The organism is Acetobacter tropicalis (assembly GCF_030644465.1).
GTDB lineage: Bacteria > Pseudomonadota > Alphaproteobacteria > Acetobacterales > Acetobacteraceae > Acetobacter > Acetobacter tropicalis.
Map to the genome: position 1 here is coordinate 1492081 of NZ_JAUYUW010000001.1, position 15076 is coordinate 1507156.

Below are 15076 nucleotides of genomic sequence, written 5' to 3' on the forward strand. Positions count from 1 at the left end.
CAGCCCAGACTGCGGGCAAGACGACCGACCATGCCGCAAGCAAAACCGGACCAGCCGAGCCACCGCGCCGCGCCATGACGGCGCGGAGTCTGGCTGCCCTTCTGCCTGCCGTGACCGCTCCGGCCTTTCGCCGCCGCAACCCGGCCAGCGTGCAGCTTTTTACGGACTGGAGCGATATTGTCGGCCCGGCTCATGCCGCCGTGACAACCCCCAGCAAGCTGGCGGCAGGCACCCTGACCATTGCATGCGCCGGCCCGGTTGCCATGGAACTGCAACATCTGAGCGATGCACTGATTGCCCGTATCAATACCTGGTGCGGGCAGGCACTGGTGGCACGCCTGCGCTTTGTGCAGGACCCCAAGGCTGGCATGCGCCCTGCCGTAGCCAGACGGGCGCCCTCCCTCCGCCCCGCCCCCAAATGCAGCGTGCCCGACATGCAGGAGAGCCCGTTAAAGGAGGCTCTGGAGGCGTTAGGCGCACAGATTCTGCGGGAAAAGCAGAAGCGATAACATCCGCGCGACGGCGTATGTCTTTCACAGATCTGTCCTGATCCCCTCTTGAAATTGACACATTCATGGCGCGTTACGTCGGCCAGAAAATCTACGCTTGCGAAAGTCGCAAACTTCTGAAGAAGACCATGACACCTAAACCCGCCTTTCTGACTGCCGCCGCCCGCCGCGCCCTGCGCCGACATGGCCGCACTAGCCTGTCTGACCTGCATTTTCTGGAACAATGGGCCACCAGCCCGGACAACAACGCCGCCAGCATTCTGCGCGCCGGGCAGATCAGACGCACCAACCCGGACCTGATGCAGGACATCACGACTGCCATGCCCGGAAAAACACGCAGAACGACGCTTCGGTAAGAAACAGGATCACCCGACGCCATACTCGGATCACGCATCGCCCGTATTCCGTATAGCGGCCTCTCCTTTCTGGCCCTCCGTTATGGATTGCATCCACAGAGCAACAAAGGCACCATGCGGGCATGAACAGGGCATACGGCATTCAGAAAGCAGACATTTCCCCCAAACGGGCGCTTTCTACCCTGTTTCTTGGCGGTCTGGCGGTTCTTTCTGCCTGTGCGGGGCCATCATCACGCCCCACGTCCTACCGCGCGCCGGGACCTGCAGTTGATCAGTGGGGACCATATATTCAGGAAGCCTCCACCCGTTTTTCCATTCCCCAATCCTGGATCCGTGCGGTCATGCAGCAGGAATCCGGAGGGCACCAGTATATCCGGGGGCATCTGGTGCGGTCTGTGCATGGGGCAGTGGGCCTGATGCAGCTTAAACCGGGCACCTATATGGAACTGGCCCACCGGTATCATCTTGGTTCTGATCCCTATAATCCGCATGACAATATCATGGCGGGCAGTGGCTATATTCGTGAACTGTATGATCGTTTCGGGTCACCGGATTTTCTGGCCGCCTATAATTGTGGCCCCCAATGCGCGGAGAATCATCGCTCCCGTGGCACGGCGCTGCCCGGTTATGCCAAAACCTACATGGCCGCCATCAAGCCGCATCTGAACGACCCCATCCCCGCCATGTTGCAACCCACCCAGATTGCTTACGCCCCGGCCCCTACGCCGCCCGTTACCGTCACGGCAGTTACCGCTCCGGCTTCTGCGCCCCTCAGCCAGCAGACTGTGGGAACGGCACCACCCTTGCAGGATGATCTTGCGCCCCCGGCCCCCATGGGTGCCTCAGCAGAGTCTGGGGGTGGCGCAGATGACGGTATTCCTGTCTCCAGCACCACGGTAGCCCAAACCACGCCTGCAACGGCTGGTCCCGTTTCTTATACAGCCGCCCCAACCTCCCCGGCGGCAGTGCGGGCAGCGTGGGGGCAGAACGCCGCCTACAGCACGGGGAACGCCATCATCCAGATTGGTGCGTTCTCCACGCAGGAACGGGCACAGCGCGCTGCGGCACTGGCCAGACAATCCTCCACCGCGCTGGCAAATGCCGTCAGCCGGATTGAACCTGTCAACACAGGCAGCTCGGGCCGTCCCATATGGCGCACCCGGCTTGCAGGCCTGCCCGCCGATCAGACAGACAATATCTGCACCAGCCTGCGCCAGCAGGGGATGTCCTGCGTGCTGGTGATCACCCAATAAGACGTAATTTGAAACGTCCGTGTTGGGGGCTATGAGCCGTTTTTTGAGGCTATCATGAAGGATCTGACAGCCTCATGCAGAGCCATTGAGCCGGAAATCCCGCGCATTCCGGCGCAAAAAGCCCTGCCGAACCGACAGGGCTGAGTGCTCCAACCGCCTCCACACTGAAGCAACGGGCGGTATCCTCGTGCAGTAGAGAGATACCGTGCCCATCGCTGCGGCTGTCCTAAGGTCGGAAAGACTCCCACACACCATGCCGCCATTGCACGCAGACGCTTGGCGGGATTGCCCCGACAGGATATGAAGGCACAATAGACCTGATTGACCATGAACCGGACCTGATCTGCCGCAAGCAGACAGGACTGGGAACATCGACGCCCGCGCGCCGAAGGAGCCGTATCGACATTATGCCACGTCGTCTCATGCCCTGCCGTCCCACTCCCGGTTCTTCCGCACGCCGCATACCGGGCGTTTCCTGCCTTTCCGTTGCAGCCCTGCTGGGGGTGGTGCTTCTGCCTGCCTGCTCCAGTGGTCCACGCTCCTCCACGGATCTGACAGCCCCGCGCAACCATCTGCTGGCTGAAGATCGCGGTGCATCTGGCGGAGAGGACAAGCTGAAAGGCGGCGTAAACGCCTATCTGTGGCGCGCCACGCTGGATACCATTTCCTTCATGCCCGTTGCCACGGCAGATGCTGAAGGCGGCATTATCCTGACGGACTGGTACACACCACCCGCCGCGCATAATGAACGCTTCAAGATTACCGCGTTCATTCTTGACCGCCGCCTGCGTTCCGACGCGCTACGCCTGTCCGTGTTCCGGCAGGTTAAGGAAGGCGATGAATGGGTGGATTCTCCGCCCGCCGCCAACACTGCATCTGACATTGCCGCCCGTATTCTCTCCCGCGCCCGCAAGCTGCGCGCGGACAACGGCAACCGGGACGACTGACGTCCCGGCTTTTCCTGCCGTTTCCTTCTCTCCCCAGTGACCCGCACGAGTTCCATGACACAGCCCGCCAACACGCCTGCCGCACCGGCTCCTGCCGCCGTTTCCTACGATTTCCAGTCTGTTGAACCGCGCTGGCAGAAAGCATGGGATGAAGCGAGCATCTTCACGGTACCGGATGTGCCCCCGGCAGACCGCCCGAAATATTACGTGCTGGAGATGTTCCCCTACCCATCTGGCCAGTTGCACATGGGCCACGTGCGCAACTACGCGCTGGGTGACGTGATTGCCCGCTACAAACGGGCACGGGGCTACGCGGTGCTGCACCCCATGGGCTGGGACGCCTTTGGCCTGCCAGCAGAAAACGCAGCGCGTGAACGCGGTGTGCACCCGCAAGAATGGACGCTGAACAATATTGCCGCCATGCGTACCACGTTGCAGCGGCTTGGCTTCTCCCTGAACTGGGACCGTGAAATTGCCACCTGTCTGCCTGATTATTACGGCAAGCAGCAGAAACTGTTTCTGGACTTTTTGCAGGCCGGACTGGTGGAACGGCGGGAAAGCTGGGTGAACTGGGACCCGGTGGACCAGACCGTTCTGGCCAACGAGCAGGTGGTAGACGGCCGGGGATGGCGTTCCGGCGCGCCTATCGAGAAAAAGCAGCTTTCGCAGTGGTTCCTCAAGATCACCGATTTTGCGGAAGACCTGCTGGATGGCCTGAAAACGCTGGATCGCTGGCCGGACCGCGTGCGCACCATGCAGGAGCGCTGGATTGGCCGCTCGGAAGGGGCTCGCGTCCGTTTCTCCCTACACGCACCGCCGCATGGGCTGGACACCAACCTGAACGCTGTTGAAGTGTTCACCACCCGGCCGGATACGCTGTTTGGCATGTCCTTTCTGGCCATTGCCCCGGATCATCCGCTGGCGGAATGGGCAGGCAAGCAGAACCCTGAAGCTGCCGCGTTCATTGCCGAATGTCGTCGTCTTGGCACATCCGTGGAAGCAGTGGAAACGGCAGAAAAGCGTGGGTTTGATACGGGCCTGCGCGTCAATCACCCGTTCCTTGACCAGAGCTTCCCGGTCTGGATCGCCAATTTTGTGCTGATGGATTACGGGACCGGCGCGCTGTTCGGCTGCCCGTCCGGTGACCAGCGCGACCTTGATTTCGCGCATAAATACAACCTGCCGGTAACGCCTGTTGTTCTGCCACCGGGCAAGGATCAGGCGGACTTTGCCATCACCAAAACCGCCTTCACCGGTGATGGCACCATGATCAACTCCGGCTTTCTGGACGGTCTTTCAACGGAAGAAGCCCGGCGTGAAGCCATTGCGCGGCTGGAAGACATGGGCGTGGGCAATGGCGTGGTCAACTGGCGCCTGCGTGACTGGGGCGTTTCGCGCCAGCGGTACTGGGGCTGCCCCATTCCGGTCATTCACTGTGAAAGCTGCGGGGCCGTGCCGGTTCCCGATGACCAGCTTCCGGTTAAGCTGCCGGAAGATGTCACCTTCGACAAACCGGGCAACCCGTTGGATCACCACCCCACATGGAAGCACGTGGCCTGCCCCAAATGCGGCAAGCCCGCCACCCGTGAAACAGACACGTTTGATACGTTTGTTGATAGCTCGTGGTATTTTGCCCGCTTTACAGCACCCCATGCTGATACCCCTACCGTGCGCGCCGCGGCGGATGGTTGGCTGGCGGTTGACCAGTATATTGGCGGCATTGAACACGCCATTCTGCATCTGCTCTATGCCCGCTTCTTCACCCGCGCGATGAAGAAAACCGGCCATCTGGACGTAAGCGAACCCTTTGCCGGGCTGTTTACACAGGGCATGGTCAGCCATGAAAGCTACAAGGATTCCGCTGGCAACTGGCTGTATCCGGAAGAAGTGGAGCGCAAGGGCGATGGCGCGGTCAAACGCGGAACGGAAGAACCCGTAACCGTTGGCCGTGTGGAGAAAATGTCCAAATCCAAGCGCAACACAGTGGCCCCGGTGGCCATTATCGAGCGCTTTGGGGCTGACACCGCCCGCTGGTTCGTTCTGTCTGACAGCCCGCCCGAACGCGATATGGAATGGACGGAAGCCGGGGTTTCCGGCGCTGCCCGTTTTGCACAACGTCTGTTCCGCGTTGTCCGCACAGTTGCCCAGACAGTGCCCGCGCAGGAAAGCTGCCCAGCCGAGATCGCCCCGCAGGCCGATGCGCTCCGCCGTGCCAACCACCGCACCATTGCGGCGGTAACCGAAGCGCTGGAAGGCTTTACCATCAACGTGGCGGTAGCACGTATTCATGAACTGACATCTGCTCTGGCCGAAGCCGAAAAAACGGCAGACCTGCCCGGCATGGCGTTTGCCCGGCGTGAAGCGGCCCGCACCCTTTGCCTGCTGTGCGCCCCCATGATGCCGCATCTGGCCGAGGAAATGTACTCCCAGCTTGAGCCCGGCACATCCATGGTGGTGGAACAGCCGTGGCCGGAAGCAGACCCCAGTCTGCTGGCTGCAACGCAGGTGACCATTGCAGTGCAGATCATGGGCAAGCTGCGCGGCACCATTGAAGCGGCTCCGGATGAAGACAAGGATGCCGTGGTGGCCCGTGCAGAAGCCGAACCCAATGTGGCCCGGCTGCTTGAAGGCAAGCGTATTGTCAAACGCGTGCATGTGCCCAACCGCATTGTAAACTTTGTAACGGCAGGCTGATGCAAAAAACCCGCTCCCTCCGGAAGGCACTCGCTCTTCCCCTGACGGCTCTCCCCCTGCTGGTGTTGCCCGCAGCCCTCAGCGGCTGCGGATTCCAACCCCTGTATGGCGAGCAGAAGGGTGAGACCACGCCGGAAGTGGAATTGAAGCGGGTTTATGTTGCCAATATTCCTGAACGCTCCGGCCAGCAGTTACGGCTGGCATTGCAGCAGAACATGGCGGGCGACGGCCCCGAAGACCCGGATGGCTATACGCTGATTGTGCAGCCCTCCTTCGGGCAGGAATCCATTGATATCCACTCGGACAACACATCCGGCCGGGTGCGCATGAACGCCCATGCCCACTGGCAGCTTCTGACTGTTGAACAATACCCCAAACTGCTTGCGCAGGGTGATGCCTCCACAATGGATGGATACACCAGCACGTACGAACAGTATTTTGCCCAGACCCTGAACAGTGAAACGGCAACCGGGCGCGTGGCACAGACTCTGGCCGAGCAGGTGACTCAGCAGGTAGCCACATGGTTCCGGACCCACGCCGCACCATCCCGCAGGCGTGATCAAGGCCCCGCGGCCTACTACCCCACACCCAACGCCATTCCGGATTCCGAAAAACAGGCCCCCATGGAACAGGAAGGGGCTGACGCCATTCCCGATATGGCAACAGGCCGCAACGCCCCCAACGCGGGTTCTTTGTAATTTCTGGCGCGGCAGGAAAGCCGAACCATGAAGATTGATGCCCGTTCCCTGCCCCGCGTTACCCAGAACCCTGGCGCATGGCGTGTTATCCTGTTGCACGGAGAAGATACCGGGCTGATCCGTGAGCGCGCGCAGGATGCCACACGCAAGATTGCGGGCTCGACCGATGATCCGTTTCGGGTTTCCGTGCTGGACAAGGAAACCCATGACCGGCTTGAAGAAGAAGCCACTGCCCTTTCCCTGATGGGCGGCCGCCGCGTGGTGCGGGTGCGTGATGCCTCTGACTCACTGCTGAAAGCTGTGAGCCACGTGCTGGAACAGCCCACCGATACAGTGGTTATTCTGGAATCACCCAGCCTGCCCTCGCGCTCCAAACTGCGTGCCTTGCTGGAAAAACGACCGGACTGCGCCAGCGTTGGCTGCTATCCGGAGGAAGGCCGCACGCTGGAAGCCACCATTACCCAGATGCTGGCAGCCCACACGGTGCGCATTGAACCGGACGCCCTGCACTGGCTGATGGGCCGGCTGGGTGCAGACCGGGGGGCCGCCCGCAGCGAAGTGGAAAAACTGGCCCTGTATGCGGGCGACACCGGCACACTCACGCTGGATGACGCCCGTGCCTGCATTGGAGATGCTGGCAGCGTTTCCATTGAGGACGCCGCTTTTGCCGCCACGGAAGGTCGCCGCGCGGATGCTGATCTGGCTATTGAGCGGGCTCTGGCGGAGGGCACCAGCCCCATTACCATAGCCCGTGCGTTTCTAAGCCACCTGAACCGCCTGCGGCGGGTGCGCGCGGCCATGGCCGCGGGGGAAAGTCGGTCAGACGCCATGAAAGCCCTCAGGCCGCCAGTGTTTTTCAAACGGACAAATGGATTCGGTCGGTCTCTTGATCTTTGGCCTTTGGCGGCCCTGACACAGGCACTGGAAGACACACAGGCGCTGGAACTGGCCTGCAAACAGACCGGCGCACCCGACCTGCTTTTATGTAAACGCTATGTGGCTACGCTGGCCGCCAAAGCAGCACGCGCCGCACGCCGTTGAACCGCAGGGCAGTATCCGGCACCGCCGCCTCTTGCCCCCGTTCCGGCTTTCAGTATAGATGAAAGAGTGTGTCCGCGTAGCTCAGTAGGATAGAGCACAGGATTCCTAATGCAATTGGGCGCCATGACAGGAAACATCATGGTGTATCCGCTCAAAGTCGGGGAACGCTCTGGTCCACTCGGACCGTGCCGATCCCGAGCCAAGCCAGCTCTGCCACGCAGGGCCGGAAGGTGTAGAGACTGGACGGGCGGTGCCTACTGGCCATTTCGGTGGCCTAAGGCAAAGGGACAGTCCAGACCACGAACATCTGCCAACGGCATCTGCCCGGTGGATGGCGGTGAAAACCGAAGTGGGAAGAATCCTGGGGCCGTGGGTTCGAATCCCGCCGCGGACACCATTCACCAGCTTTTTTGCTTAAACATGAATCGGATGCTTTTTGCAGACTTCTTGCAACAAAGTTGAGTTCATAATCTCCAAGCTATGTATGCAGCCACCCTGACCCGTTCTAAGAAATAGAAATTGGCGCAACTACGTAGCACTCCAACGTGCAGAAACTCCCCACTCGGCAGCAAAAGCAAACCAAAAAGCATCGTCCAGAACCACCAATCAGCGTCTGTCCAACCTGCCGCTAAACATCTAGACATAGGACCTATTAATTCATCAAATTGAACGATGTTCCATGATTCACACGCCTTCGGGAAGGAAAGACCTGTGAGCGATATGTTTTTGTTGTCTGAAAGCCAGATAAAGAGAATTACGCCGTATTTTCCGCTGGCGTTCTGAGTGCCGCATGTGAATGACCGGCGGGTTCTGAGAAGGATCGTTTATGTGATCCTCAACGGCTTCAGTGGAAAGATGCCGCGACAGGGTATGGCCACATACAAACCTTATACAACTGGTTCATCCGATGGAGCGGCCTAGGTGTCTTTGACCGAATCTTCGTCGCGCTGACAGAACAGGCTAGCCATTCGTGCCGCGTTCTCTTTTCTTGAAAAAAGCAGTCCAATATAGCCGCATGGTTCCTACGCAACCTAAAATCACTGAGTAGTAAATTTTCAGATAGTACTATCAATCACCCCTCTCAAGAATGAAATTAAAACCAGATACTCTTAGATAGACGGCTCTTCAATGCTTCCGAGCATGCGACGGTTAAGACAGGGAATATTTTCCTCCGTGCCCGTCTTCCAACCACGTAGATGGCAGAGCAGATTCCCTTACTTCTAAAAATACACTATATTTTATGAAGAAAATTACAGATAATAGTCACCACGCCGCACCATTACTCACCCGGTGCCATGAGTTGGTGGCGACGCACGTGTAAGTATAGTGAGAATCCATCTCTATTTGGCCTCGTACACAGCTCGCAGAGCTACTGTCTGGAGTGCCGAATGGCAGTATGACAGGTCCCTTAAATATGGTTTTCCCGGTTACTTTCAGGCCTCCCGAGAGTGTCTCAGTACCATCCGGGTCCAGTCTCCGTATTTGTCTTGATCCAACGTGAATATCCTCAACGGTATTTCCAAATGACGCTCCCAAAAAGATGCCATATGCTGTTGAGACGTTTGAGGGAACTGGCCCGATAGCAATGGCTGCCGAACCACCACCTCCACCATTAAAACCGGATGGGTCAACATTTAATCCAACATTGGATCTCGTCTGATTGGGCATAATTCTAACCTGACCTCCTGAAGCTACAGAAAGACAAGAATTTTCGGTGTTTACATACCCATTAAGTGCACCACAGAGGGAAACGCCTTCTTTATCCCATGCAGGATTGTAAATAGTCTCCCCACGAAAAATTCCATAATTTCCCAAAGCGTTATTTTTTACACCAAACTGATTTCCTCCTATCCATGCCCCAACATGAATGGAGTTGTCGTCCGGATAATGGATGCCTGCTATTCCTCCGTAACCTAATGTATCGACACGTTGTGTAATACGAATACCGAACATATTACTGCGTACATCCGTTGGTGCGTCACTGCCTTGCATAACCTCCGCCATTTCAGTTGTTGCACCCACTGTTGCAGATGGTCCACGCCTGCTACCAACATCCAGAACACCACCCTGAAAATCATAACCATCCGTACCAAGGCCAGTTTGATACGCGACGGGCCAATTTCCCTGCGCATCAAAAGCCATGCTGTTTGGTGAGAGTAATGGTGTTGGGTTTTCAACTACCGCAGTAAATCCCTGCGCGTGCATAAAGCCGTCTGGCTTGGTTCCAGGCACATAAACATCGAGTTCATTGCCTTGACATGAGCTTACGGGGGCATCATTCCGCAATATTTTAGTTTTATAATCATTGGTGAAAGGAAACGTAAGCCCACATTTAGTATTTTGTACAAATGCTTGATTATATGTACCAATAACTAAAAGAGGTTTCGAATAGGCGCTATAAAATATATGGTCAAAACCAATAGATGAATTTGGTATGCTACCCTTGTTTTTACCAGATACACCCACCCATGCGTCGGAACTATGCCAACCCGCAGGCATATCAAGATGTGTTGCCCCTTGTATGTTAGTAACACCGGTTACATATCCAGACCACAAATTCGGGATCTTGCCTTGCGGGAATCCCGGTCGTGCTGAAATAATACTCGGTTGAGCCGCCATAAGATTGGTAAATACCAGCATACCGGCGGAAGACGTTGAACCAAACCTCTCCCACATATCCAACCAAGACTGTGGCAGCTCAGGCTTTACAGTGACACCTCTTGCATCAAATAAAAGTGTATGTGTTGCTCCTGTATCGTCTATAAACTCCTCACCTATCTTATAATAAGGCGTCGTGTTTCCAGCGTTTATAAACTGGGCAATTGCATCAAAAGCGCCTGATCCTCCACGATTCCACGCCCAGATAGAATTGGTCATTTCTATATCAACAAGCGACCCAACGTTACCATATGTATATGGTGCTCCATAAATAGCTAGAGAGCTATTTTGAAATGGCTGTTTTCCTCCAAGCATAAAGGTATTCGGATTTTCCCACCCATCCCCATTCCACTGGTATGCATGTGAAACAAGCGGGACTTTTGATGTTTTTGTTGCTTCTTGTGATCCCGTGTCATTCGGGAGGACATGGATAGAGGGGCTCACTCCAAACTGCTGAGAACTCCGAGAAAGTAATTGCCCTTCTGTGTTGATTGGATTGGTTACATAACCGTTCTCATCCAACCCAGCGACACCTTGGGCTGCGTTCCTGTCGGATTTCGGGATAGCGTTTGCTGCAGACGCAGCAATATCAGAGACTTTTTGCCCTGTACTATTAGCTTTAGCTTCTGAAACATCTCCCACTACAGGAGCATCAATTCTCCCTTGCGCGTCCAAGCGAGCAGCAAAACCAGGCTTCCCAAGACTCTGCAAGTTAAGTTTTTCGGCGTCAAACCGTTGCATCATGGGAGCGGTCAACACACGCCCATTCTGCCAAAGGATGCCGCTAGGCTGTGCGAAAGCAGATGATGAGAACAGAACACCAAAAACAATGGCAATTTTTCTCACAGATCGTCTCCTCATTCATTCCAGCCAAACACAAAGCGACCCAAAACACCATCTCGATCTGCTACGGGGCCATAAATCATTCACCTACATCCCTGCCGGTTATACTGTCAGGCCTCTCCCTTACCAGGTCGAATTCCAGATTTTGCAGATGTATCCATAAGGGAGAGGAGCGTTGAGCGTCTTGAGCTTTCGCTTCAACTTCATAGGCAGCTATCAAATCCTTGAGGTGCACCTTCAAATAATCATGGCTATCATAATGAAGGCGCATAACGGTTATCCATGCAGTTATCCGCCCAGTGTGATCCTTGATCTACAGGAGGAAGAGCTTTGTCAGGCCACGCGATCCGCTTGACCTCGCAGATCATGTCGAAAAGCATAGAACGTGACCACCATGTTTCTCTGTTACAGCTTTGCTGAAGGGAATCAGCCCATTGTCGATCAAGAAGAGATAGGAAACCCAGGAGGGTTAGAAGAACCGCTGATTTTAGTTCTCTTGACCTAATTTGAAGTTGTATGAACGCTGGTTAGTAATTCTGATCTGTGCCTTTCGGCCTATTTTGCAGCCGAGAAGGAAATTATTGCATGCCATATTGATACACAGTTACGCAAGTCGGGTTTAGAAACAGGAAGCGGTGTATAATATTACAGACGACGTTGGCCAACCCGCCCCTCATGGTAGTCAGCATGATTCCGATAAGGCGGATGAAGGATTTTCCCGCAATGGCCCTTTAAATGTGCCGATGCATAAGCTTGCGATGGATTTTTGAAACAAAGCGCTGCTTTTCTATAAACGCCTCATTGGCTTTGGGCCCTATAGACGGGGTCTATCCAGACATCAACCCTCTTCTATTACCGACCTGCCAAAACTTCCAATCGATAGAAAATATGGAATCTGTAACAGACACACAGCCCTCCGCCTATGCTTTTGCTTTCGTAAATTTCCGTGTCAAGCGGACGCGTCGCTCCTTTATGTAATAGCTTTTCCGGTGTGTCTTTCCACCGTTCGGGAATATGGCTCCTCCACAGGTCCGCTTTCTCAGCGTTAATCTCGTGTTGCTTTGGCCCTTTCCTCACGACAGCATCTAAAATTTCATCCGATATCAGCAAGCCGCAAATTGAAAGAACAACCAGTTTCATTCACGTTCTAAATTTTAACGTTGCTGTTAAATGTATTGTAACTATAAGAAAGATAAGTCACCCTGCTTTTTAAAAGGTTTGATAGATCAATATATTTTTGGGACAGATACCATGGTGCAAAAAATTACCCGAGAAATTGAGATTGCTCTGATCCAGGCAGCCTCAGCCTTTACGGTGGAATTCATGCGCAGCTTCCATTGTCTTTACCCAGAAAATGACTCACCAAATCAGAAAAACAGGAAAATCCCTAAAGAATTTGATGAACGTTTTATCGCAATGTATTTCAATAATACGCTGTTTGCTCTCAAAGATAGCTATGAGGCGGATAGGCCTGATTTCTAGCCAGGCCTGTTCTAACAGCCATCCGGCAGTGCCGGATGGCTGCATGACTGGCGAAGTCTCTTAGTGATTCAATACGCAGCAATATTCTAACGGATGCAGCAGGCCAGTGGTAAGCCTCAGCTTTGCACGACCACTTTTTCAAGCTGTACCAATCAACTATTTGCTGTCTGTGGCCCGATCAAGGGTGCGACCAGCTTTTTCGGCAGGTCCTTTAGGAGGATCAAATGTATCCTGCACTTTTTCTCCAAATGTCCGCTTCTGCGGTTTGCAGGCCGTGGCAGATAGGCCAACAACAGACAACGCAAGAACCATAACCAGTAATCGACGCATCCAGCATCTCCTTCAAAAAAGAGTTACAGGTCAAACATCTGAACGGGATAAAGGTTTCTGGGGCCTTTTATCAGTCGGGCATCCATACTGTTTGCTGGGACCACTTTATAAAGGTGGAAACGTGCCCAATACCATGCATCGTTTTAACTGGCGTTTGAAGAAGCCGGACGAACAAACGCAAAGCGGGCCACCCCTTCGACATACCCTCTTTTTTTGGGCGCAGCTTTCTTGCCAGCGGCAATATTCTGTAACAGCGGCAGCGTGGACTGATCTCCACGTAACAAGCCAATCAGAGCGCGCGCTCTCAGCACTTCATCTTCATTGGCAAGACTATAATAAATGGTGCGTGATTCCCGACGCGGGACAATAATATCCGCCCGGCGCAATGTCCCCAGTTGCTGGCTCAAGGTCGGCTGGCCAATGCCTGTTTGAATCTCCAGTTCGCTCACACCCAAAGGGCCAGCCAGCAACGCATCCAGAATAAGCAGCCGCTGCGGCTGAGCAAAGAGTTTCAGCCGCTCAACCAGCAGTTTTGCCTCCTCCAGAGAAAGAGCGGTCATCCCCTTCCCTCCTGCTTGAGAGACATGAACCACGCGGGGCCCGCTGCCGCCACGGCATCCTGTGTCTGCACTGCCGGGCACATGACTGGCTCACCCGGCTGCCAGCCTTCCGGTGTCAGCACATCATCTTCCGCTACCTGCTGAAGCGCCTTAAGCAGCCGGAGCAATTCTTTTACAGAGCGGCCTACCGTTGGCGGATACCACGTTATGGCCTGCACAATGCCTTCCGGATCAATCACGTAAACAGCGCGCACCGTCACACTACTCTGGGCCGTTGTGTCCAGCATGCCATAGGCACGAGCAATAGCCATGGAAGGATCTTCCACAATGGGGAAAGGAATACTCACCCCAAAACGCTCCCGTATCGCCTCAACCCATGCCAGATGAGAGGGAAGACTATCAACAGAGAGCCCGACAAGCGCACAGTTCAATGCCTGAAACTGCGGCGCAGCACGCGCAAGGGCAATAAATTCGCTCGTGCAAACCGGCGTGAAATCAGCCGGATGCGCAAACAGCATGACCCAGTGCCCCCGCAAGGAACTGAAGGTCAATTCGCCCTGCGTGGTGCGCGCCACAAAGTCTGGCACGGCATCACCAATCTGAAGAATGGCCCGAGAAAGGGAGCTCGGGCAGGGGTCCAACGTTTGGTCACTCATAATGTGTTTCTAAGCGGATTGTTCTGCTTGACGCAAGATGGTTTCGCATTTAATGAAAATGAATATTCATGTTTATATAAACTTATAAACAATCCAAGGACGCTACCGATGACGGACGCACCCCTCGCCGCTGCAACACACCAGATCCTGATGACCGAGCGTGGTGTTAGCCCCAAACCGGTTATCAGAACCTTTTTTGATGAAGCCACCTTTACTGCCAGCCACGTGGTGCATGACCCCAATACCAAGGCAGCGGCTATTATTGATAGTGTGCTGGATTATGAAGCCTCTTCCGGCCGCACATCCTATGCATCTGCCGAAAAGATTGTGGCCTATATCCATGCAGAAGGCCTGCACGCAGAATGGCAGCTTGAAACGCACGCCCACGCGGATCACCTTTCTGCTGCGCCGTGGCTACAGGAACAGGTAGGCGGCAAACTAGGTATTGGGGCTGATATTGTCACGGTGCAGAAAGTCTTTGGCAAAATTTTCAATGCCGGAAGTCAGTTCGCCCGCGATGGCTCCCAGTTTGACAGGCTGTTTCATGACGGCGAGCTCTTCAAGATTGGTACGCTGGACGCCATAGCGCTGCACGTACCCGGTCACACCCCGGCCGACATGGCTTTCATTATCGGGGATGCCGCCTTTATTGGGGATACCCTGTTCATGCCGGATTACGGCACAGCCCGCGCAGACTTTCCCGGCGGGGATGCCCGCATGCTGTTCCACTCCATTCATCGCCTTCTCAAGCTCCCCGAACAGACACGCCTTTTCCTGTGCCATGATTACAAAGCACCAGGCCGTGATACCTTTGCATGGGAAACTACGGTGGGAGCTGAACGCGCCCATAACGTGCATGTGCATGATGGCGTAACAGAAGACGATTTTGTGCAGATGCGCACCACCCGTGATGCCAAACTCTCTCTTCCCAACCTCATCATGCCTTCCGTGCAGGTGAACATACGGGGCGGCCACATGCCTGAGCCAGAAGATAACGGCGTGAGCTATATCAAGATCCCTATCAATAAAATGTAAAAATACTCAGTTTT

13 protein-coding genes are annotated in these 15076 nt (G+C 55.1%); 9 read left to right on the top strand and 4 right to left on the bottom strand.

Going from position 1 to position 15076, the window contains the following annotated elements; translation table 11 throughout:
* Positions 1-74 precede the first annotated feature (74 nt).
* From QWU00_RS06640 to holA, 7 genes are all read left to right on the top strand, one after another.
* Positions 75-509, top strand: a complete 435-nt coding sequence (locus tag QWU00_RS06640) for a DUF721 domain-containing protein (protein WP_035380586.1) — start codon at positions 75-77, stop codon at positions 507-509.
* Positions 510-574: 65 nt separating this feature from the next.
* Positions 575-865: a hypothetical protein gene (locus QWU00_RS06645; protein WP_006558057.1), complete on the top strand. Its 291-nt coding sequence runs from the start codon at positions 575-577 to the stop codon at positions 863-865.
* A gap of 122 nt (positions 866-987) precedes the next feature.
* On the top strand, positions 988-2118 hold the full coding sequence (locus QWU00_RS06650; protein WP_035380588.1) for a lytic transglycosylase domain-containing protein: 1131 nt from the start codon (positions 988-990) through the stop codon (positions 2116-2118).
* A 407-nt stretch (positions 2119-2525) separates the two neighbouring features.
* Positions 2526-3065, top strand: coding sequence for a DUF3576 domain-containing protein (locus QWU00_RS06655; protein WP_035380590.1), 540 nt, complete (start codon positions 2526-2528; stop codon positions 3063-3065).
* 54 nt (positions 3066-3119) lie between these two features.
* Entirely contained in the window at positions 3120-5759 is a 2640-nt protein-coding gene (gene leuS / locus QWU00_RS06660) for a leucine--tRNA ligase (RefSeq protein ID WP_035380592.1), read from the top strand.
* Positions 5759-6457 carry an LPS assembly lipoprotein LptE gene (locus QWU00_RS06665; RefSeq protein WP_035380594.1) on the top strand — a complete coding sequence of 233 codons (699 nt, stop codon included), beginning with the start codon at positions 5759-5761 and terminating at the stop codon, positions 6455-6457. The genes leuS and QWU00_RS06665 overlap by 1 nt, the downstream gene beginning before the upstream one ends.
* 27 nt (positions 6458-6484) lie before the next feature.
* Positions 6485-7498, top strand: coding sequence for a DNA polymerase III subunit delta (gene holA / locus QWU00_RS06670; RefSeq protein WP_035380598.1), 1014 nt, complete (start codon positions 6485-6487; stop codon positions 7496-7498).
* A gap of 1263 nt (positions 7499-8761) precedes the next feature.
* Here holA and QWU00_RS06675 read toward each other — a convergent pair.
* Positions 8762-11002, bottom strand: coding sequence for a hypothetical protein (locus tag QWU00_RS06675; RefSeq protein WP_035380599.1), 2241 nt, complete (start codon positions 11000-11002; stop codon positions 8762-8764).
* 1248 nt (positions 11003-12250) lie between these two features.
* Here QWU00_RS06675 and QWU00_RS06685 point away from each other — a divergent pair.
* Positions 12251-12481 carry a hypothetical protein gene (locus QWU00_RS06685; RefSeq protein WP_140329682.1) on the top strand — a complete coding sequence of 77 codons (231 nt, stop codon included), beginning with the start codon at positions 12251-12253 and terminating at the stop codon, positions 12479-12481.
* A gap of 156 nt (positions 12482-12637) precedes the next feature.
* On the opposite strand, the gene QWU00_RS06690 is transcribed toward QWU00_RS06685, so the two are convergent.
* From QWU00_RS06690 to QWU00_RS06700, 3 genes are all read right to left on the bottom strand, one after another.
* On the bottom strand, positions 12638-12811 hold the full coding sequence (locus QWU00_RS06690; RefSeq protein WP_166443758.1) for a hypothetical protein: 174 nt from the start codon (positions 12809-12811) through the stop codon (positions 12638-12640).
* A gap of 143 nt (positions 12812-12954) precedes the next feature.
* Entirely contained in the window at positions 12955-13371 is a 417-nt protein-coding gene (locus QWU00_RS06695) for an ArsR/SmtB family transcription factor (protein ID WP_035380604.1), read from the bottom strand.
* Entirely contained in the window at positions 13368-14027 is a 660-nt protein-coding gene (locus QWU00_RS06700) for a peroxiredoxin (protein ID WP_045541287.1), read from the bottom strand. The genes QWU00_RS06695 and QWU00_RS06700 overlap by 4 nt, the downstream gene beginning before the upstream one ends.
* 108 nt (positions 14028-14135) lie before the next feature.
* Here QWU00_RS06700 and QWU00_RS06705 point away from each other — a divergent pair, with 108 nt between their 5' ends.
* Positions 14136-15062, top strand: coding sequence for an MBL fold metallo-hydrolase (locus QWU00_RS06705; RefSeq protein ID WP_035380606.1), 927 nt, complete (start codon positions 14136-14138; stop codon positions 15060-15062).
* Positions 15063-15076 lie beyond the last annotated feature (14 nt).

What these genes read in the sequence shown, in the direction of transcription:
- QWU00_RS06640 (WP_035380586.1), top strand. Translation starts at nt 75, where the DNA reads ATGACGGCGCGGAGTCTGGCTGCCCTTCTGCCTGCCGTGACCGCTCCG.
- QWU00_RS06645 (WP_006558057.1), top strand. Translation starts at nt 575, where the DNA reads ATGGCGCGTTACGTCGGCCAGAAAATCTACGCTTGCGAAAGTCGCAAA.
- QWU00_RS06650 (WP_035380588.1), top strand. Translation starts at nt 988, where the DNA reads ATGAACAGGGCATACGGCATTCAGAAAGCAGACATTTCCCCCAAACGG.
- QWU00_RS06655 (WP_035380590.1), top strand. Translation starts at nt 2,526, where the DNA reads ATGCCACGTCGTCTCATGCCCTGCCGTCCCACTCCCGGTTCTTCCGCA.
- leuS (WP_035380592.1), top strand. Translation starts at nt 3,120, where the DNA reads ATGACACAGCCCGCCAACACGCCTGCCGCACCGGCTCCTGCCGCCGTT.
- QWU00_RS06665 (WP_035380594.1), top strand. Translation starts at nt 5,759, where the DNA reads ATGCAAAAAACCCGCTCCCTCCGGAAGGCACTCGCTCTTCCCCTGACG.
- holA (WP_035380598.1), top strand. Translation starts at nt 6,485, where the DNA reads ATGAAGATTGATGCCCGTTCCCTGCCCCGCGTTACCCAGAACCCTGGC.
- QWU00_RS06685 (WP_140329682.1), top strand. Translation starts at nt 12,251, where the DNA reads ATGGTGCAAAAAATTACCCGAGAAATTGAGATTGCTCTGATCCAGGCA.
- QWU00_RS06690 (WP_166443758.1), bottom strand. Translation starts at nt 12,811, where the DNA reads ATGCGTCGATTACTGGTTATGGTTCTTGCGTTGTCTGTTGTTGGCCTA.
- QWU00_RS06695 (WP_035380604.1), bottom strand. Translation starts at nt 13,371, where the DNA reads ATGACCGCTCTTTCTCTGGAGGAGGCAAAACTGCTGGTTGAGCGGCTG.
- QWU00_RS06700 (WP_045541287.1), bottom strand. Translation starts at nt 14,027, where the DNA reads ATGAGTGACCAAACGTTGGACCCCTGCCCGAGCTCCCTTTCTCGGGCC.
- QWU00_RS06705 (WP_035380606.1), top strand. Translation starts at nt 14,136, where the DNA reads ATGACGGACGCACCCCTCGCCGCTGCAACACACCAGATCCTGATGACC.